Below are 20,685 nucleotides of genomic sequence, written 5' to 3' on the forward strand. Positions count from 1 at the left end.
ATTAGTTATAATTATAACTATAATAAACGTAATTTCGTGTAATAGTTATAAATATAATTATAATGATTTTCCCAGAGACAATTTCAAGAGCTACCTACATCGATCGAATAAAGCCTTTCGTCAGAAAAAGCCTGATTAAAGTATTGTCCGGGCAGCGTAGGGTAGGGAAAAGTTATTTGCTCTTCCAGATCATCAGCTTCATACAATCGCTCGATCCCCGCGCGAACATCATTTATATCAATAAGGAAGACTTTCAATTCGATATGATCAGGGATGCCGCCAGCCTTCATGAATATATTCTTTCCAAATCTAAAACTGACATTCACAATTATATCTTCATTGATGAAGTCCAGGATATCGCAGAATTTGAGAAGACCTTGCGTTCCCTTCTTCTTGACGAGAATAATGACCTCTATGTTACTGGAAGTAATGCCAACTTGCTTTCCGGAGAGTTAGCCACTTATTTAAGCGGTCGTTATATTGAATTTAAAGTGTATAGTTTGTCCTATTCTGAATTTCTTCATTTTCATAAATTGAATGATAATGCACCTGCCCTTGAATCCTATATCAAATTCGGAGGGTTGCCTTACCTGATCCACCTGGGACTTACCGACACTTCCTTGGAATACCTGTACAGCATCTATAATACAATAGTATATAGAGATGTTGTAACTCGATATAGTTTACGCAATAACCAGTTCCTTGAAAAACTAATAGAGTTCCTTGCCGATAATATTGGAAGCCTGTTTTCCGCCAAACGCATCAGCGATTTCCTGAAATCCCAGCATACAAACATGCCTCCTAACCAGATTCAGCAATATTGCGCTCATCTTGCTAATGCTTTTATTATTCATGAAGTAAACCGTTACGATCTTATTGGTCGGAAAATATTCGAGATCGGGAGCAAATTTTATTTTGAAAATACTGGCATACGGAATGTAATAATAGGATATAAGATCAAAGACAGAGGTAAACTTTTGGAGAATATAGTTTACAATCAATTGCTTTATTTGGGCTATGATGTCAAGGTGGGCTCATTCCATGCGCAGGAAATTGATTTCGTTTGCGAACGAGACAACGAACGCCTATACATCCAGGTAGCCTTGCGCCTGGACGGACAGGCAACGATTGAACGGGAATTCGGCAATTTGCTGGCTATATCAGATAACTATCCCAAAATTGTAATAAGTGAAGATCATTTTAGCGGAAATACCTACCAGGGGATCAGACATATGCAGATACGGGATTTTTTGTTGGTCAAGTCTCCTTTCGAAACAACATAGCTCTTAAACGCCCCCATTCGAAGTAATAAGCGATAAACGCAAACAGGAAAAACAACAAGTTGCCGATATAGATATTCCGGTGAAATACATAGGCGGATAGATAAACGAGGAGAATGGATAATAGGATATAAGTGAGATTCTTTTTGGTATGATAGGGGATAGGGTGGTTCTTTTGACCCAAAATGTAGGATAGGATCATCATGGTCGAATAGGCAAAGAAGGAAGCCCAGGCGGAGGCCATATAACTATATCGGGGAATAAATGCCACGTTTAATAGAATGGTGACGATAGCTCCTATCCCTGATATGTATAGACCGTAGCGAGTTTGATCCGACAGCTTATACCATACGGAAAGATTCATATAAATACCTAAACTGACATAGCCAAACAGCAGCGGGGGGACGACATCTAAACCTACCCAATAAGATTTGTTGATATAATACTTTAATATTTCAATATTGGCTATTATGCCTACAAACATCAAACACATAGTGATTACAAAATAATCCATGATCCTGGAGTAGGTTTGCCCCGCATTCTTGTTTTTGGCATGACTGAAAAAAAACGGCTCAGCGCCCATTCGAAAGGCCTGGTTGAAGATACTCAGGAAAATGGATAATCTTGCGCACGCAGAATACACCCCCACCTGCTGCTCGCTGACGTTCCCCGGCAACAGTTTTCCAAGAAGTATCTTGTCCAGATTTTCATTTATCAAATAAGACAGGTTCGCCACCAGCACCGGCGTGCTATAAATAAGCATGTCTTTGAAAATCGGTATATCCAGTTTTAATTGTAATTGCAGAAGCTGCGGCAGCAATGTCAGGAAGGTAATAAAAGTGGCTATTAAATTTGCTGCGAAGACATATCCAATCCAGCCATGCACATACCAGCTCCCGAGCCAGTGGCTTCCGAAGTAATGATGCTTTATCCAAAAAGGTATTCCCACAATTAAGATCACGTTTAGCAGCACCGTTATCCCAATATTGATAAACTTAATGGTGGCATACTTTAGCGCTTTGCCTTCAGCTCGTAACCTGGCAAAAGGGATGGCGCTCCACGCATCGAACGTAAGTATGGCGATAAAATACTTAATGTAAAGTTCAAACTGCTTTTGAGAAGTATCGTTCCCGATCTTGATCAATCCGGCCAGTGAATGGGCAAATGGAACTGTGCCTGTAAGAAAGATGATAGTGGCGCTGAACACCACCCAAAAGCCATTGCTATAAACCTGCTTTTTTTTATCCGGAAATTTGTTCAAAAACCTAAAAAAGGTTGTTTCCATTCCAAATGCCAGTATAGCCTGGAGAATGGACGCATAGCTGAACATGGTGCTGAAAATGCTATAGACTTTGGGCTGGTAGGCTCTGGTATACAGCGGCGTTAACAAAGAGCTCAATAAACGCTGAAAAATAGTACTAAACCCATATATAGCCGTTTGCTTTGCAAACCTTTTGGCGGTTGACATCGGGTATGAAGATAGCTAAAATTCTATGGGAACACCTGAATTTGAGTTGGTTTTGTGTGACATTTTTGTATATATTCGTTTCATCATGAAGCAGGATACTATTATGAAAGCATGCGCATTATTTATTTTTGTATTATTTGCTGTAGCTGGCTACCCGCAGAACACCATCAACAATTATAAATATGTCCTTGTGCCGGAGAGGTACAATTTCTCCCGGGACGATAACCAGTATGGACTAAATACTACAACCAAATTTTTGCTGGAACAAAAAGGATTTGTTGCATTTATGAGCAATGAGAAGTTGCCGCCGGAAGTGGCAGCCAACAGATGCGGCGCGCTTATGGCTGATGTAGTTCAGAAGAAAGGCTTGTTTGTTACAAACCTTACGCTGCTGTTAAGAGACTGCCAGGGTAATATCATCTTCAAAAGCAAAGAAGGCAAGAGCAGGGAAAAAGAATTCCCGGTAGCGTTTGATCTCGCTTTAAGAGATGCTTTCTCATCGCTGAATGAGGTGCCCTACAAATATGATAGTGCGGCGGTTGCCCAGCAGCAACAGGCAGCTGCAATACCTGTAGCTCCGTCTCCTGCGCCGGCCCCCGTGACGGCGGCGGTTGGCGAGATCACCGGGACCCTATATGCACAGGCCACACCCAATGGATATCAGTTGATCGACACCTCTCCGAAGAAAGTATTGGTGCTGCTTAAAACTTCCATGCAGGATTACTTTATTGCTGAGGCCGGAGCATCCAATGGCATCGTCTTTAAAAAGGATGGAAATTGGTTCTTCGAGTACTATAAAGATAGCAAGCTTGTTTCTCAGAAACTGGAGATCAAGTTCTGAACGCAGAGCTGGTTCTGCTCCGGCAGCCGGGAGCGTTATTTTATACCTTCACTTAATTTAGCATTTTGCCCGGCTAATATATGCCACACGCCCTCGTGTTTTGTGAGTACAATCGTTCTGCGGAATTCGAAGGTCTGGCCGGGATAGCGTGTGTCACCCGTAAGACCGGTACGAACATGGGAAATAGCCACATCGGGTGTCACAAACGTTATATCCTCGATAGACCGCGTATAATACTGTGAGGTTTTGAAATAACTGCCATGAACGGTCTCATAGTGATCTTGTATATCTTTCCTCCCAATATAATATGCCCCGAACCAATTCACCCATGTCGCGTTGGAGTCATAATTGTCGGCAAGGCCTTTGGCGTCGTGCCTGTTCCAGGCATTTTCATAATTCGTTATCAGCTGCTTTATGGCCTTGATCTCTTTCGCCGTGTCTTGCCGTTGCTGGGCAGAACCTTCCAGCGCCGCCGTCCCTAAGAAGAATGTTGCCAGGCATACTTTGATAAACCGCTGCATATGGTGGAATATGGGTGATATAATAGCGAAAGATACCGATACGACGGTTCGGAGTCATTCCTATTGAGCAGATGGCGGATAACATTGAGCGGTTGGGGAGAAAAAAACAAAACCCTCAACTGGCACTGGACAGAACGACAGAGGTTTCGATCTGGCGCAATGGGATCGACCAGTATTTTCTTAACAGTTCCTCTTTTTCCTGGAACGATACCAATCGAAACCCATGTTTTTGGTAGAATGCAATTGCCCAGGCTGCGTCGGCCCATGTTCCGATCAGAATAGGTTTTCGGGTCAATGTACTTAAATGCCGGAGTAATTTTCCGCCGATGCCTTTATTTCTTGCCGTGGTCCGCACATAGGCATGACGTATTAACGTAACATCGCCTTTATCCTGGATTCCCATTACGCCATTGATCACATCGTTTTCAACGTAGCACCAAAATACAACGCCATCGTCGATTTGATCCTGTAATTCTGTTGCAGACATGTATGGTTCATGCCACCTGTCTTCAGGAATAATGCCTTTATAAGCTGCAGCGGCGTCGTTGATGATCTCGTAAATCTGGTTAAAATCGTTTTTTGTGCTCGTGATGATCATGATAGAAATAAAATTAATGCTTTCTTCTCACCATTTTCGGCTTCCCGGGAATTTTAACTTCACCTGTTTCTACACCGCTTAACTGCTGCAAGTCAAGGTATTCAGAGAAAATTTCCGGGTGAAGATCATTCCTGGTTGGGATAATAAATAATCATGGCACGGTAATGGGCATTAACAGCTTAGTCCCTCACCAATATCCTGCCTGGGACAAACTTATATTCTTCATTTATAAAAATAGTACAATGAATACATCAAATTTTCAAACGACGACCTCGGATAACCAGCCCACCCGTAAGAACTCAAAAAAAGGCATTATCGTAGTATTGGCGATTGCATGTTTGGCTTCATGGGGTTATTTGCTGGTCAACAATAAGAAAACCGGGAATGTAATTGAACAAAGTCAGACACAAATTGCCAGGATCAGTGATGAAAAGGGCAATGTTCAGAAAAGCTTCGATGAGTCGTTGATCCGGCTGGATTCGATGGCAAGTATCTCCAACGGCCTGAAAAGCAAATTAACCGCAGAGAATAAGGAGATTGCCAGAAGAAAAGCAGAGATCCGCGTCATTCTTAATAAGAAAAATGCGACGAGCTCGGAATTAGCCAAAGCAAAAGAGTTAATTACCCAGTTGAATGATAAGATCGGCAGTATGGAACAGGAAGTTACACGTCTTACAAATGACAACCAGTCTTTAAGCCAGGACAAAATAGTCTTGACGCAGGAGAAAGGAAAATTGACCGACGATCTTTCGGCTACCATGGTGGTTAAAGAGGATCTGGAAAAGAAAGTAGATATCGCTTCTACCTTGAATGCCTCGAATATTATGATCACGCCGGTGAATGTAAAAAGCAACGGAAAAGAAAAAGTTACCTCCACAGCAAAGCGTGTGAATAAATTGGTTATTTCATTTGATGTGAATAATCGCATCGCACAAACTGGTACGGCGGATATTTATGTCTGTGTCGCAGGGCCCGATGGAAAAAATATAGCTACAAAGGATGCTGTTTCCAATACTTTTACTACCCGTGATGAAGGGGACAGAGCATATACGGCTAAACTTCCGGTGGAGCTGGAAACTGGCAAGAAGAAGAACGTAGAATTTTCATTCGCACCAGGCACTGATTTTCAGCAGGGAAAATATCTGATCCAGATCTATCAAAATGGGTTTAAGATAGGCGAGGGGGTGCGCGAGCTGAAAAAAGGTGGGTTGTTCAGTTAGTTAAATATAAATATACATAAGCGTGGGCCTGGTTACAATAACCAGGCCCGCGCTTTTAGGGAGATTCACTATTTAATGCCTTTTTCGTTGATGCTTTTTGACGGCGGCTCTGTGGGAGCCGTAATGACAAACCGGTAATTGCCTGCTTTTATCCCGTTGAGCCGGAACGTTCCATCGCTGTTAGTAATGATCGTCAGCGTACTGCCGCCGGGATTTTTTCCACCCTTTACTATAATGCCGCCGATGGGATTACCTGGACTGGCTACGAATGCACCGTTACGGAACATCGGATTGCTGCTGCTTTGCCCGCCGTCCCCATACAAAGGATTCCCCTTCTTTGTGCCGTTCTGCTGACTGGTGCTATCGCTTGGCGAAGAACCGGTTTGCTCAGGCGCAATAACAGTAAACAAATAATCACCATCCTCCGTAGCCGTAAATTCAAACGCTCCTTTGTCATTGGTAGTAGTGGCCATCATTCCACCGCCGGGATTTTTCCCTCCTTTTACGATGATGCCACCGATAGGATTGCCGGCGACGATGGCTCTTCCTTGCTGCAAGGCGGATCCCGTGGCATGCAGGCCTTGATTCACTTTTTCTCCAAATGTGGCTCCCTGCGTCTGTTTGCCCACGGTCCCTTTCACACGCCCGGCGCTCCTGCCTCCAAAACTCCAGCTTACACCTGCATTCATGCTGACAGCCGTAAAATGGCCTGCGTCTTTAGAGGCGCCATCCAACGACAGCTTACCTGAAGCCAGTTGCTGGGCTTCGTAGGTATTCTTTTCATTGAAGCCGCCTGCTGGGACGAGGTAGCTTTGCGTTGTTGTAATAGCCGGTCCGGCATTGATGGCGCCCGCCGCATAGATGCTCAGGTTGCCGGTCAAGCTGTAGCTGACCTTCAATTTGGGTATAGTGATGAAGCCTGTACTGTTCTGCGGTTGCGAAGCCGCTAGTACGACGGTTTGGTAGGTTCCGTTGACCATGACTTGGGTGCTTTGTGTAAATCCATCCCGGTGCAGACTAAAGTAACCGCCGCTGATGGAGGGCGAGATCGCTATTTTTCCGAACCTCAGATCAGCCTGGACGCCTGCAAATGCCGTAAAGCCATGGCTATTCGATGCCCCGTTTTGCCTATCCGTTATATCCAGGTTGCCGGACGGTAGTCTGTATTTAGATAGCAAAGGGGATTTGTCGGGGTTGATATTTTCGGCTGACAGATATTGTCCGCCGGCAATGACGCCCAGGGTGAAGCGGGGGCTGCCTATAGCCGGCTCATTCCTGCCTTTGCCGGACAGCGGTATAAAGATGTCTCCGCCAAGTTGGTAACCGTTGCCAATCAACGCATCCCGTTGTAAGGTACTGGAACTGTAGCTTCGTCCTCCTTCAAGAGAGACGCTGATCGATGGTTGAGCTTGGTCCTGTGCCAGTCCTATGATGGCTGACATGGACATAAGAAAAGTTGGTATGATTTTCTTCATTTTAGGGGGTGTTAGGAGCGTGAACATGATGATTCGTACAGTACCAGATCAGCGCAGGCGGGATTTTGTTACCTGGGTAAATGCTCTTTTCGGAGATTAATATTTATTTACAAATTGATAATCAATATGTTGTAGTTTATCAGTGTATGAAATTTTCGAATTATCTCGCTCAAGGCGAGACGAAATATAGGATCAGCGAACTAAAGGCCGCGACGCTCACTGAGCTATTATTCGCATTCCCCGCCAGATCATTCAATTGTAGGGTCTTCGTCGCAGTCGAGCTGCTCGTGTTATAAACAAAGGTGGTGCACACGTTGCGAAAGACGCCGTTCGGGTCGTAGGTGGTCAGACGCTGCCACGTGGGGAACGAGACGGTCTTGGCGCTGCCGGTGTTGATATAGAAGGCCGAAGTGTCCGTTTTGGCGTAATAGTTAGTGTCGATGGTTCCAAGATTAGCAAGGTCTGCAGCAGGGGCGACGATTGCCGACAGCAGCTGTCCGGGTGCGCTGGAAGCCAGCCTGTTCTTTTTCAAGGTCAATTGAAATACCTGGCCGGTTGAAGGCTCCGATAAAAATTGCTGTGCCCAGCCATTGCCGTAATAGTTGCATCCATTGGAGGTGATCTTCGCGCCATGAATAAAGAGGCCGGCGGAGGCATTGTAAGCGCCTGTACAATTGGTGAGGACCACAGACTGACTATGTGAATCGAAATAAAACCCAAAGCTGGCGTCAGTGGGATCAGGAGGTACGCCTGAAGAAAGGTTCTGTCCGTGGAGGGCTATGCAATTGGTCAGGCTTCGGCCATGGGTATAGCCGATAAAAGAGAGATCCGTGGTGTAAAAGCCGCCTCCGTCTATCTTGGTCACACAAAAGGTGTCGACAACACAGTTTTTGATGGTAACGCTGTCGCCGGCAAAGTAAAGGCCGATATAGCCGCTGTTCAAAATGGTCATGTTTTGAAAGGTACTGAAGCCGAACGGCCAGTCCCAGGCGGTATACGATTGGGTGCCGTTGCCACCCCTGCGCTGTCCCATGCCCGGTATCAATCCGCAATTGTTGACCTGTATGTTTTTTGCCAGGCAGTAGGTCGAAGAATTTCCCGTGACAAATGCACCGTTGTTTTGGAAATAGTCGAGGGTGTCGTTCACGAGGCTGGTATGGGGGGATTCATTCAATAAAAAACAGTTGCCCGCGCCATAGCGGTACAGGCAGTTAGTCATGGTGAACGCAGTGTCGAAGTTGCCAAGTACGGTGTACAGGTTGCTGCCTTCGAAATCCATGTTGTAGACATCGATATTGCTTTTATGATCGCACCAGCAAAGCCTGTCCAGCGTCGGCACTTGCAGGACATGCCCCGCTAAGCCGCCGGGCAGATAGACTTGCATGCTGTCTTTGGTGTAATCATTATACCAACGGCCGGGAACACTGGTCATTTGCAGGGTACGGGGATCGTTCTCGATAAAATAGCCATTACCGCGGCTGATATTGGTGAAGGGGAAAGGTAAGTTCACCGTGATCACGTGTCCGGATTGGCTGGTGATCCGGGCCGTGTCGATGACATAATATTCGTCGTGGGCAACCAGGTACGCGCCGGTCCAATTGGGAGATGATGGCAGGTTGACATCGGTAATGGTCGTCGATGAGATACTGTCATAGGTCCGGTAGCCCGCATCCGGCCATCGGCCCATCGGCTGGGGAATGCCGTCCATCACCAGCATATTCGTCTGTTGGGTCAGGTTCGGACAGTAGAACTTATAGATATTGGTGCCCGTGATCTGGGTTCCGCCCGTCAGGGTATAAAAGCCGCTGATCATGGCACGGGCAGTGCCTCCATAAGTGCTGTACACAATATGGCCCGTTGGAGTGCCTGAATAGTTAAGGTTAAGCGTCTCCGTAAACACATCTCCTGATTTGAGAAAAACTGAATCACCGGAGTGCAAAGTGTGCGTGTTGAGATAAACAATTGTCTTCCATGGATGCGAAGCGCTGGTTCCGGAATCGGAGTTGTTTCCGCCGGAGGAGGAGATGTAATAATTCGTCGCCTGTGCAAACAGCGGGCACAGGGCTAATAGCATAAGGATTTTTTTCATTGGATAAGTTTATTGGCATGGCCCGGATAGGGGGTCACTGCTGCTGTAACGTAGAAATCCTCCTGTTTATTGGATATTCCTTCATGTCAGGTCTTGAAAAACTCCCTTCCCCGGCGCGCCTGGATTTTCACACAACTTTTATTATATTTGAAGGTAGCGCCGGTCTCTCACTATCATTGCGCTCAATGCACTTATCCTTTTTATATGATCTTATTCATCCCATTCTTAGCAATAGCCCGCAGCAGATGCCTATGGGGCATAGTATGCCTGATGACCTTAGCCGTGCCGGCGACGGCGCAGAACGACGTCGGCCGGAAGGTGGACAAGATGATTAACAAAGCCATGACCGATGAAGGGATTCCGGGCGTGGCGGTGGCTATTATCCGTGATGGGAACGTACTGTTTAAAAAAACATACGGCATCAGATCCGTGAATAGTACGGCGACGGCGGATGAGCAGACCGTATTCAGCATCGGTTCGGTATCCAAGGCATTCACTGCGGTGGGTTTGATGCTCCTGGTGCAGGAGAACAAGCTTGCGTTGGATGATCCCATCAAGAAATACATGAAAGGATTGCCAGGCGATTGGCAAAGCATTACCATTCGCCAGTTCATGACCCATACCAGCGGCATTCCGGAATTGAAAGGCGATAAGGACAATGGATCTTTTGAAAACACGCTTTCCCAGGCGGGAAAGATGAAAATGGCCTTCCGCCCGGGGGCCCGGCAGCAGTATAACAATTTTAACTTCGCGGTGATGGGCAAACTGATAGAAACGATCACGGGTATGGACTACCTGTCCTTTATGCAAAAGCGGGTCTTTAAGCCGGCCGGTATGGTGAGCACAGGTGTAAGACCCGTTTCAAACGACGTGAGTACGGGACATTTGGAGAAAAACGGGAAATTGGCGCCTGTTGAAACACATTTCAATAAGGGCGACTACGGACTGCCTTCCGGCGGACTACAAACGACGCTCGCTGATTTTATACAGTTGAGCCAGGCTTTGTATAAACAGCAGTTGCTACGGAAGGATATTCTCGCAACCATGTGGACGCCCTATTCTGCTACCTTGTCCAATACGCCGGGCTGGCATTCCCGCATGGCCGGAAACGAGCTCATTATTCACAAGGGTGGGGGAGGCACCGGCATCGGCAGCGTATGCGATTACAAGATCGTGCCTTCCCGGAATCTGTATGTGATGGTCATGTTCAACAAAGCCAGGAATAAAATTTCTCCCTCCGATATTTCGGATGACATCATGCTGCAGTGTTTTAACATTCCCAGGGGACCAAAGGGGGAAAATGAGGGGGAGGGGAGAGAGAAATGACAAAGAAACGCACCCGGCGCCGTACCTTCATGGCCATGTCGTCCTGTCAAAGAATACTGCCCTTTTGTTTGCTGCTGGTCACGCTTAACCTGGCGGGCCAGGCGCCCGTTGTTAAAACCACCCGCGGCTATATTAAAGGTATAAGTGAAAATGGTATCGCCGTTTTCAAGAGCATCCCCTACGCGCAGCCCCCCACCGGCATTTTGCGGTACCACCCGCCAGTGCCCCATCAACCGTGGACCGATACGTTCTCTGCAGTCCAGTTTTCTGCAGTAGCCCTGCAACCCGCGGGTGCAACGGCCAATGGTTCCGATGACTGCCTTTACCTCAACCTGTACACACCCAAGATCGATCACGGACGGCGGGCGGTGGTCATATGGGTCCATGGCGGCAGTATGACGGGAGGTACTGGTAAGAGCATGGACGGCCATGCTTTCGCTGACCAGGATGACATTGTTACCATTACTATCAATTACCGTTTGGGCGCGCTGGGCTTTCTGTACCTGGGCGATCTGGGAAGGGAATACCGGCAGTCCGGTAATCTGGGTCTCCTGGACGTGATCGCTGCGCTGCAGTGGGTGCACGACAACGTTGAGGCTTTTGGCGGTGATCCTCATCGGGTGACTGTCATGGGAGAGTCGGCGGGGGCGAAGCTGCTGAGTGCCGTGATGGTTTCTCCCGCCTCAAAAGGCCTGTACCAGCAGGCCATCCTCGAAAGCGGCGCCGTGCAATGTATCCGGGACAGCGTAACCGCAGGTAAGGAACGGGCATTGCTGTTGAAGCAACTTGGATTGGATCCGAAGGATGCCCGTAAGCTCCTGACCATTGCTGCTGACACCCTTATCAAAGCGCAGGGAAAAGTATGTGCGGGCATCGGCGGCAATTCCTTTTTTGGACCCGTTTACGATGGGATCACTCTCCCGGAAGACGGATACCAGTATGCCCGGCACGGGAAGCTATCGGACATAAGGGCCATCATCGGCACCAACGAGCAGGAAGGAGCGGGGTTCATTGGGAGAAATGATGTGGGGAGCGATCCGAACGCCTCGATCTTTCAACCCTTGTTCCGCTCGAATGCGCCCATGGCGAATGCCTATTACCAGACATTGAGGCAAACGGATAGCCCGTATGCCGCAATAGTGAGAACGCTGACACAGTACATGTACCAAATGCACTCCTACCGGTTTGCCAAAGCGCTAAGCAGTGCCGGCACACCGGTCTATATGTACCGGTACCGCTATCAAAACAACCGGGAGTTCGGTGCCCGCCATGGCGACGAGCTGCATTATATCTGGGGAGCCGCCCGCATATTGGCTTCCAACGATGATGCGGTTAAAAAGCAGCTGGCGGGAAGTTTGCACGGCGCCTGGGCCGCCTTTATTAAGACCGGCGATCCGAATGGCGCCGGTATTCCGCAATGGCCTGCATACAAGGATACAGATAGGCAGGTGATGGTGTTCAGCGATGTGGATACAGTCACCCATTTACAGGAAGTGTACGATGACAAACGGTTTCCCTCGGCTGTATTTGTCATAAAATGACGGAACATCTCCCTTGCGACATTTCTTGGACGGGTCATAACCAGAATTGGTCTTTCCAGGTCTCACCCAGACCCTTGCTGTCATTGGGTAACCGCGAGGCAATAACGCCCAGGTCCTCCGGGGATAATATATCCTGCAAATGATTGAATAATGCACGTTCCTCAAAACGGATATGTTCTTCCATTCTGTCCGCCAGTTCACGAAGAAGGCTTTCATCCATTTTATTGCGCTCCAACGCGGCCACGAGGGTATAGATGGCCCGATGGTCCGCCTCTGCCTGTCGTCTCAAAACATCAGCGACAGGCAATTTGCTAAACAGCAATCGCTCTTCGTCCCTGAAATGCTTTTCGAGATCTTCCTTGTAAGAGAACAATACATAGCCGGTGATGCGTTCGGCGCTAACAGACTTACTTAACCCCTGCCGGATTTTCCACACCAGCAATAGGCCTGCATGATGGTCTTGGGAGAAGGAGACAATGGCCTTATGTCGTTTGATGGGGGCTTGCTTTTTCATTTCTTTAGTTGTTTTTCCAGGTCCAGCGCTTTGGGGAACAAAATGTTATTTTCGAGATGTACATGCACATGAAGATCGGCTTCGAATTCATCGAGCAGCTTGTATAATAACCCGTAAGTGGCGCAGGCGTCTTCCGGCAACAGATAATTCCGGGAAAGCGCCCTTATCTGCGCCAGGTTACTTCCCACCATTTCGTGCTCTTTTTCCATCAGACTGATGGGGTGCTGAACCGTGCCGAACCCTGCATCCTGCGAAGGCTGTGAACCATTTCTGGCAGCGACAAGCGCCTTTATATAAGGGAACAATACATTTTCTTCCTTGGCCAGGTGAGCCGTCAGCTCATCATTCATTTCCTGCACCAATCGGCGGATCACTATCAGCTCCGGATGATGATTGCCGTGGACCTGCATTACTTTTTCCGCATAGGCCATGATTTCCGGCAGATGTTGTTTTACATAACTGTGATGGGTATTTACAATATAATCGGCGAGAAAATCCAGCGGCCATTCATTATAAGGCAGGGGACGGGAGGAAGGTGATTTGCCAGCCTGTTTCAGCTCTTCCTCTATCCTAGCCACATCGAGCCCTTTTTCCGCGCAGGCTTCTTTTACGGTCTTTTTCCCGCCGCAACAAAAATCAAGGCCATATTTTTTAAACACGTCCGCTTTCCTGAGATCTTTCACCGCTATCTGACCGAGGGTCTCATCCAGCGAGGTCATATCGGGAATATTTTCCGTAGTCGGTTGCATGTGCTATTATTTTATCTTTTTTAAATCTTGTTTACATGCAAAGTAAAAGTGTTTAAATGGCATGCAATATGATTAGGATCATGTTGTAGACGGGGGGTGGATCAGCTTCGATGGCAGGAATCATACACATGCCTGTTGTTTTTTTGAGCGCTTTTCATAACTTTAGCCGTTGGCTAAGGCAGCATATACCCAATTGACTGATGAGCAGGCTTTGTTACAAAGGACGGCGGAAGGAAGCCGGGAAGCCTTTGAAAAACTGTACGCTCACTACTATGCCGGGCTTTACCGGTTCATCTCCTTTATTATTGACTCACACGAAGATACCGAAGAGATCATCCAGGACATCTTCTTGAAGATATGGCTGAAGAAAGAGACGCTCATCGGCATCCGTTCATTCGACGATTACCTTTTTCGCATGGCCAGGAACAGGGTCTTCGATATGACCCGGCAATCCAGGAGCCGGCTCAACTTATCCCGCCAGCTGGGCCAATCCATGCAGGCAGCCACCGATTCCACTTATAATGCCGTCATTTTCCGGGAATACCACGAAATAGCCCAGGAAGCCATCAATCTCCTTCCTCCCCGGAAAAAAGAGATCTTCCTGATGAATGCCCGCGACGAGATGACGGCCCAGGAGATAGCGGATCAACTGGGCGCTACCAGGGGCGCTATCAAGAAACAATTGTTCGAGGCCATCCATTTCATCAAAGGCCACCTGCGCGAGAAGGCCGGTTGGCCGTTTTTCTTATTTTTTTAAAAATATTCATCCAACCCCGGTATCCTTTTTCATCCTCGTCAGTCTTTATATATATCAGGCCAACGCATGAGCAATTCAACGATCATCACCATCATCGAAAGATACAGCGCGGGAACGCTGTCCCCGCAGGAAGAGGCTATTCTTACAGCGTGGCTGGAGTCCGTGCCGGCAGCCGACTTCCACGCTACATTGGACCAGTGCGCCATTGTGCCGGAAAGGATCCGGAACTACCCGGTGATGTCTGCCGCATTCGCACAAAAACTGGAAAGCCGGCTGGATGAGCTGAGCATGGAAGATGCGACGCCTGTACGTGTCCTCCCCTGGCGTAAATGGACCGCTGCGGCAGCTGCTGCTATTCTGATCGTCTCCGCAGGCTATTTCTTTTTGAGCCGGCCGGGCCGGAAGGCAGCTGTTGCACCCCCCGTCATTGTAAAGGCCAATGATGTGCCACCTGGCAGCGATGGGGCTATCCTCACGCTGGCTAATGGAGAGAAGATCGTCCTGGATAGTGCAGCCAACGGCAAACTGGCCATGGATGGCAATGCCGCCATTACCAAGACCGGTAATGGCCAGCTGGCGTATAATGCAGCCGCAAGCGGTAAGCTGCAACCTGCAAGTCAAATCACTTATAATACCCTCACTACCCCCCGGGGTAAAAAGGCCGTTCTCACGCTGGCGGATGGCACCCGTGTCTGGCTGAATGCCTTGTCCTCTATCAGGTTTCCCACTTCTTTCACCGGCAACGACAGGATGGTAGAGATCACCGGTGAAGCTTATTTCGAGGTGGCAAAGAGCGCCTCCATACCCTTTACCGTCAAAAAAAGCGGCAGCGATTTCGGTGTACAGGTGTTAGGCACCAGCTTCAATGTCAATGCCTATGACGATGAGGACGCTATCCGTACTACATTGCTGGATGGCAGCGTACGTGTTTACCGGGGTATGGCGGGCGGGTTGCTCAAGCCGGGTCAGCAGGCGCTGTGTAATAATCAGGGAAAGATCGACATCGTCAACGACATAAATATCGAAAATGTGATGGCCTGGAAGAACGGGATCTTTCATTTCGACAGAAGCGATATAGGGACGGTGATGCGGCAGATCGCCCGCTGGTATGACGTAGATGTCACGTATAAGGGAACGATCACCCAACATTTTGGAGGCACGATATCAAGGGAGGTGAATGTTTCCAGGGTATTCGATATGCTTGAAATGACAGGGGCCGTCAAATTTTCCATCGAAGGCCGCAAGGTCACCGTCGTGGCGCCTTAACCAACCTATCCGAACAGAACCGATTTAGAGCACCTTACGCCTTACTATGAATCGCTGGCGATCGTTGTGAAACTGCTATGTCAAAAAAAACCGGAAGTGCTACCAACACCCCCGGCGAATATTTGGGATAGCTCAATATAGATCAATCACGTTAAGACTGCTTATTGTTTAACCCAAACATTACAAATGTATGAGTTTTAAGGCTCTTTGCCAATACCCGCGGCCATCGCGGGCATGGCTCACCAAAACTGCACGCGTGGCAAAAATCTTTTCTATCATCATGCTGGCGGGCTGTCTGCAATTAAGCGCCAGCGGCTATTCGCAGAATGTGACCTTGTCGAGGAACAATGTATCGCTGGTCACTGTCTTCCAGGAGATGCAAAAGCAGACCGGGTTCAATTTCCTGTACACGTATGAGGACTTGGAGCGGGCAGGCAATATCAATGTCGACCTGCGTAATGTCCCTATCTGGGAGGCAGTGTCTGCCTGTCTGCATGGCAAACCGCTGACCTTTTCCATTGTAGACAGGACAGTGGTGATCAAGTACAATGCGCCCGTGATCGTGATGACCGAAGCGGACAAGGTGCCTCCGACGATCACGGTACGTGGGCATGTGGCTGATAGCACGGGCGCTCCGCTGTCGGGGGCCACGGTGATGATCAAAGGTTCCACCAAAGGCACCAAGACCAATGTAAAGGGTGATTTCGAGATGAAGGACATCCCTTCCACTGCCACGCTGGTGATCTCTTTCACGGGATATATAGACAAGGAGATTGTCCCCAGTGCCGATATGACGATGTATATCGTGCTGAAGCCCAGCCTGGACATCCTGGACGCCACAGTCATCCAGGCGTATGGCACTACTTCCAGGCGTTACAATGTCGGGTCCATCGCAACGGTGGATGCGGTTACGATCTCCAAGCAGCCGGTGACGAATGTGTTATTGGCGCTGCAAGGGCAGGCAGCTGGTCTGGCCATCAATGCCATGAACGGCGTGCCCGGCTCCAAGGTACTGGTGCAGGTTCGCGGTCAAAATACCCTCCTGAGCGACCCTTCCAACGCCGGCCTGTTCAAGCCGTATGACCAGCCGCTTTTTCTTGTCGACGGTGTGCCTTTTGCCCCTCAGAACGTCAGTATCACACAGCTGGCGACGTTGGCTAACCCTCAAAGTTTCAGCGGCGGTATCAACCAGAACGGAGGGCTTAGTCCCTTCAACGGTATCAATCCGGCCGATATAGAGTCCATCAGCATCCTGAAAGATGCGGATGCCACCTCCATCTATGGAACACAAGGCTCGAACGGTGTGATCCTGATCACGACCAAGAAAGGCAAACCGGGTAAGGCTGTCTTCAACCTGAATGTCAATAGCAGCTTTAACACCAATGCGCGGAAGATCAAATTCATGAATACGCAGCAGTACCTGCAGATGCGGAAAGACGCCTTTGCCGCCGATGGTCTAACGCCCAGCAGTGACCCGTATGACCAGGCGTACGCACCGGACCTTACGCTGTTTGATCAGAACAAGTATACCGACTGGCCAAAGTTGATCTTTGGAAAGACATCCACCAACACGGACGTACACGCGAGTCTTTCGGGCGGAAGTTACACGGATGTGTTCATGATATCCGCTGGCTATACCCGGTCCAACTTCAATTTCCCCGGCGACTTTTATGACCAGCGATTGTCTTTACATACCAATATGCGTCATACCTCTGCAGACAACCATCTGACAGTAGAGTTCGGTATGGATTATAGCTATACCAGGAATTATACCACCGGTTTTCCCGGTGCCCAACGGATCGTCTCCCCACCCAATACACCCGATCTGCTGGATTCGGCAGGCAACCTGGTATGGAACTATAAGGGTTATGATCTGACCCAACTGCAATTCTATTCGAATCTCCTAAAGCCCATGTGGGTGCAAGGCCATAACCTGAACAGCACGCTTCGCGTCGGCTATAAGATCTTTTCTTCCCTGAATTTTTCCCTCAATATGGGTTATAGCCGTTTTACGTCATATGATCACACCGAAAACCCTGCAAAGTCCCAGAGTCCCCTGTATGTATATACATCAGCCGAATTCAACAGCAGTACTTTTCAAACCATTAACGTGGAACCACAGCTGGACTACTCGAACAGGCTCGGCAGGGGCATGCTTTCCGTCCTGGCAGGCGCCACGTATAAGAAGAGCCTTTCTGAAAAAAATTCATTGACGGGATATAATTATGCCAATGACAACCTGATGGGGTCTATCAACGGCGCTGCATCCACCTATAACTGGCAGGATATGAGCCTGTATAAATACGCAGCCGCATTTGCGCGTATCAAGTATATCTATGACCAGAAGTATATTCTTAGCCTGGCAGGGAGAAGGGATGGCTCGAGCAATTTTGGTCCCGGTAACCAGTTTGGCAGTTTCGGATCAGTAGGTGCAGGTTGGATCTTTTCTGAAGAGATGCCATTCAAATCGCTGAAGCCCGTATGGAGCTTTGGCAAGCTGTCCGGCAGCTATGGGACCACCGGTTCGGACGGTATCGCGCCTTATAATTACCAGCCTTTGTGGACGGCGGGCTATTCCAGCACACCTCCCTTCCAGGGAGTCGTGCCCAATTTCCCACAGAACCTGTACAACCCGAACTACAGCTGGGCCCTGAAAAAGTCGCTGAATATCGCCATGGACCTGGGCTTCTTCCATGACAGGGTGCTGCTGAACGCCACCTGGTATCGTGAGCGGGAAGGCAATCAGCTGTCAGCCTATCCCCTGCCCGGGCATGTTGGATTCCCCTCCGTGATACAGAACGTAATGGCCGTCATCCAGAACACTGGTTGGGAATTCTCACTCAATTCTACCAATATCAAGACAAAGGATTTCACCTGGAACACGAATTTCAATATCACGTTCAACCGGAACAAGCTGGTGGATTTTCCCAACCTGCAATACTCTACCTACAAGAACCAGTATGTCATCGGGAAGCCCGTTTCTACTGTAATGGGCTACAAGTATAAAGGCATCAATCCCTCCACCGGCCTGTTTGAATACTATGATAAAGACGGGAAAGTCACCACCAACCCCGATTACCGGACGGTGGAGGAAGGCGGAGACAGGATGCCTATCGCCAACAGGGAGGTAAAATACATGGGCGGTTTTGGCAATACGCTAACGTATAAGAACCTCAGCCTGTATGTATTCTTCCAGTTCTCCAGCCAGATGGCGCCCAGCTGGCTGTCCACCCTCTACAGCTCCAACGCTATAGGTCTCAGCATGAACAACCAGCCCGTCGAAGCGCTGAATTACTGGAAGCATCCGGGTGATCAAACGCAGATCGGAAAGCTCACTACAAATTACAGCACTCTTACTTATCAGTCTTCGTCCAGCTTCTCCGGCTCTTCCGGGGCCTATGTCAACGATACCTATATGCGGCTCAAGACGGTGTCCTTGTCTTATGCTTTGCCGGAAGGCGTGCTGAAGAGATGGCATATGAAGGAGTGCCGTGCGTTTGTGAACGCGCAGAACCTGCTGACATTTACGAATTACAAGGTGACTGACCCTGAACAGTTCAACGAATTTGCCACCTTCCCTATTCAGCGTATCGTCGCTGCGGGATTGTCATTCAATTTTTAAACTGCTAATCGATCATCATGAGAAGAAGATCATTTCTATATACTATTGGCGCCGGCAGTCTGCTGCTGCTGGGCGTATCCTGCAAGAAGCTCATCGAAATACCACCCAATCCCCCTACCGCGATCACAGAAGCGCAACAATTTTCCGACAGCGCTACCACGATGGCCGCCGTCGCGGGGGTTTACACTTATGGCGCCTATGGCATGGGTTTTACCTTCAATGACGGTCAGCTGTCATGGTCAACCGGCGTTTCCGGCGACGAGCTGGTCTATGCCGGCAGCAGCAGCAATGCGGAGGTGAAGCAGTTCTATGACAACGGCCTGACACCCATCAATGGCGTTTTGAGCACCAGCTGGACTTCACCTTATACAGGAATATATCCTGTGAACGTGATCATGGAAAGGGTGGAAAATAGCCCTGCGCTCTCCGCCACCCTTAAAAGACGGGTGAAATCCGAAATGAAGGTTGTTCGTGCCCTTTATTACTTTAACCTGGTCAATCTCTTTGGTCCGGTGCCTATCGTAACGAGCTCCGACTACAGGGCCAATACGTTGCTGGGCCGTGGTTCTGTCGACTCGGTATATGGGCTGGTTTTCTCCGACCTGGAAGATGCCATGCAAGGCCTTGCCGTGGATTATCCATCGGATGGACACGCCCGTCCCAACCTCTATACGGCCGAGTTCCTGCTGGCCAAGGCGCGCTTGTATCGCGGGGAATGGCAGAAGGCCCTCGATGCGGCGAACGACATCATCGAATCGCATGTATATACACTGGAAACAGACCTGAACAATGTCTTTTTGCGCGGCAGCACGGAGGCTATCTGGCAGATACCGGCCGTTGGTCCGTATTCCACCACCGCGGAGGCTGCCCAATTCATTCCCTATGCCCCAGGGGTTGTGCCTAGCTATATTCTCTCCCCTTCGCTGTTGAATGCATTTGAACCCGACGATCAGCGGCTGGTGAATTGGGCCAACAAAATAACGGTCAATACCGGCGGTGTGGATAGAGACGTTTATCATCCTTACAAGTATAAGAATTACTATCCGGGTAGTACTACAGAGGACTTTATGGTCTTCCGGCTGGCGGACCTGTATCTCATCCGTGCCGAGGCCGCTGCGCACCTGGACAATACAAGTCAGGCAATTGACGACATCGATGAGGTACGGACAAGGGCCGGCCTCGCCGGGACCGCAGCCGTCACGAAGGACGAAGTGCTTGCAGCGGTGGCGAAAGAACGTTTCACCGAGCTGTTCACGGAATGGGGCAACCGCTGGTTCGACCTGAAGCGGACAGGCACAATCGATGCGGTGTTGGGCGCTGAAAAGCCAAACTGGAAACCGTTCTGTGCCCTGTATCCCGTGCCCAGGAGCCAGATCATCCTCGACCCTAATCTGAAGCAAAATCCAGGCTATAATTAA

At 48.9% G+C, this 20,685-nt stretch carries 16 protein-coding genes; 9 read left to right on the top strand and 7 right to left on the bottom strand.

Going from position 1 to position 20,685, the window contains the following annotated elements:
- The first annotated feature begins 62 nt into the window (after positions 1 to 62).
- Positions 63 to 1,283, top strand: a complete 1,221-nt coding sequence (locus Q4E93_RS02150; protein WP_303582440.1) for an ATP-binding protein — start codon at positions 63 to 65, stop codon at positions 1,281 to 1,283.
- Here Q4E93_RS02150 and Q4E93_RS02155 read toward each other — a convergent pair.
- Complete coding sequence (locus Q4E93_RS02155) at positions 1,258 to 2,748, bottom strand: oligosaccharide flippase family protein (RefSeq protein WP_303582441.1); 1,491 nt, start codon at positions 2,746 to 2,748, stop codon at positions 1,258 to 1,260. The two genes, Q4E93_RS02150 and Q4E93_RS02155, sit on opposite strands and share 26 nt — an antisense overlap.
- Before the next feature lie 85 nt (positions 2,749 to 2,833).
- Here Q4E93_RS02155 and Q4E93_RS02160 point away from each other — a divergent pair, with 85 nt between their 5' ends.
- Entirely contained in the window at positions 2,834 to 3,589 is a 756-nt protein-coding gene (locus tag Q4E93_RS02160) for a hypothetical protein (RefSeq protein WP_303582442.1), read from the top strand.
- 35 nt (positions 3,590 to 3,624) lie between these two features.
- On the opposite strand, the gene Q4E93_RS02165 is transcribed toward Q4E93_RS02160, so the two are convergent.
- On the bottom strand, positions 3,625 to 4,110 hold the full coding sequence (locus Q4E93_RS02165) for a YybH family protein (RefSeq protein WP_303582443.1): 486 nt from the start codon (positions 4,108 to 4,110) through the stop codon (positions 3,625 to 3,627).
- A gap of 115 nt (positions 4,111 to 4,225) precedes the next feature.
- The gene (locus tag Q4E93_RS02170; protein WP_303582444.1) at positions 4,226 to 4,708 is read right to left on the bottom strand and encodes a GNAT family N-acetyltransferase; all 483 of its coding nucleotides are present in this window, start codon (positions 4,706 to 4,708) and stop codon (positions 4,226 to 4,228) included.
- A gap of 164 nt (positions 4,709 to 4,872) precedes the next feature.
- Here Q4E93_RS02170 and Q4E93_RS02175 point away from each other — a divergent pair, with 164 nt between their 5' ends.
- The gene (locus Q4E93_RS02175) at positions 4,873 to 5,928 is read left to right on the top strand and encodes a hypothetical protein (RefSeq protein ID WP_303582445.1); all 1,056 of its coding nucleotides are present in this window, start codon (positions 4,873 to 4,875) and stop codon (positions 5,926 to 5,928) included.
- A gap of 68 nt (positions 5,929 to 5,996) precedes the next feature.
- Here the strand turns inward: Q4E93_RS02175 and Q4E93_RS02180 are convergent, their stop codons facing one another.
- Positions 5,997 to 7,403 (bottom strand): carboxypeptidase-like regulatory domain-containing protein, encoded by a 1,407-nt coding sequence (locus Q4E93_RS02180; protein ID WP_303582446.1) that lies wholly within the window; start codon positions 7,401 to 7,403, stop codon positions 5,997 to 5,999.
- A 169-nt stretch (positions 7,404 to 7,572) separates the two neighbouring features.
- Positions 7,573 to 9,492: a hypothetical protein gene (locus tag Q4E93_RS02185; RefSeq protein WP_303582447.1), complete on the bottom strand. Its 1,920-nt coding sequence runs from the start codon at positions 9,490 to 9,492 to the stop codon at positions 7,573 to 7,575.
- 204 nt (positions 9,493 to 9,696) lie between these two features.
- Between Q4E93_RS02185 and Q4E93_RS02190 the strand changes: the two genes are divergently transcribed.
- Both Q4E93_RS02190 and Q4E93_RS02195 read left to right on the top strand, forming a co-directional pair.
- Positions 9,697 to 10,818: a serine hydrolase domain-containing protein gene (locus Q4E93_RS02190; protein ID WP_303582448.1), complete on the top strand. Its 1,122-nt coding sequence runs from the start codon at positions 9,697 to 9,699 to the stop codon at positions 10,816 to 10,818.
- Positions 10,815 to 12,359, top strand: coding sequence for a carboxylesterase/lipase family protein (locus Q4E93_RS02195; protein ID WP_303582449.1), 1,545 nt, complete (start codon positions 10,815 to 10,817; stop codon positions 12,357 to 12,359). The genes Q4E93_RS02190 and Q4E93_RS02195 overlap by 4 nt, the downstream gene beginning before the upstream one ends.
- Positions 12,360 to 12,393: 34 nt before the next feature.
- On the opposite strand, the gene Q4E93_RS02200 is transcribed toward Q4E93_RS02195, so the two are convergent.
- Positions 12,394 to 12,873 (bottom strand): hemerythrin domain-containing protein, encoded by a 480-nt coding sequence (locus tag Q4E93_RS02200; RefSeq protein ID WP_303582450.1) that lies wholly within the window; start codon positions 12,871 to 12,873, stop codon positions 12,394 to 12,396.
- Positions 12,870 to 13,622 carry an iron-sulfur cluster repair di-iron protein gene (gene ric / locus Q4E93_RS02205; RefSeq protein WP_303582451.1) on the bottom strand — a complete coding sequence of 251 codons (753 nt, stop codon included), beginning with the start codon at positions 13,620 to 13,622 and terminating at the stop codon, positions 12,870 to 12,872. The genes Q4E93_RS02200 and ric overlap by 4 nt, the downstream gene beginning before the upstream one ends.
- Before the next feature lie 169 nt (positions 13,623 to 13,791).
- Between ric and Q4E93_RS02210 the strand changes: the two genes are divergently transcribed.
- The 4 genes from Q4E93_RS02210 to Q4E93_RS02225 all read left to right on the top strand — a co-directional run bounded on the left by Q4E93_RS02210 (position 13,792) and on the right by Q4E93_RS02225 (position 20,685).
- Entirely contained in the window at positions 13,792 to 14,379 is a 588-nt protein-coding gene (locus Q4E93_RS02210; RefSeq protein ID WP_303582452.1) for an RNA polymerase sigma factor, read from the top strand.
- Positions 14,380 to 14,445: 66 nt separating this feature from the next.
- A complete protein-coding gene (locus Q4E93_RS02215) occupies positions 14,446 to 15,645 on the top strand; it encodes a FecR family protein (protein WP_303582453.1) in 1,200 nt (399 codons plus the stop codon).
- Between the two features lie 256 nt (positions 15,646 to 15,901).
- A complete protein-coding gene (locus Q4E93_RS02220; protein ID WP_303582454.1) occupies positions 15,902 to 19,267 on the top strand; it encodes a SusC/RagA family TonB-linked outer membrane protein in 3,366 nt (1,121 codons plus the stop codon).
- 17 nt (positions 19,268 to 19,284) lie between these two features.
- The gene (locus tag Q4E93_RS02225) at positions 19,285 to 20,685 is read left to right on the top strand and encodes a RagB/SusD family nutrient uptake outer membrane protein (RefSeq protein ID WP_303582455.1); all 1,401 of its coding nucleotides are present in this window, start codon (positions 19,285 to 19,287) and stop codon (positions 20,683 to 20,685) included.

It is taken from the genome of Flavitalea plasmicola (assembly GCF_030546645.1).
GTDB lineage: Bacteria > Bacteroidota > Bacteroidia > Chitinophagales > Chitinophagaceae > Puia.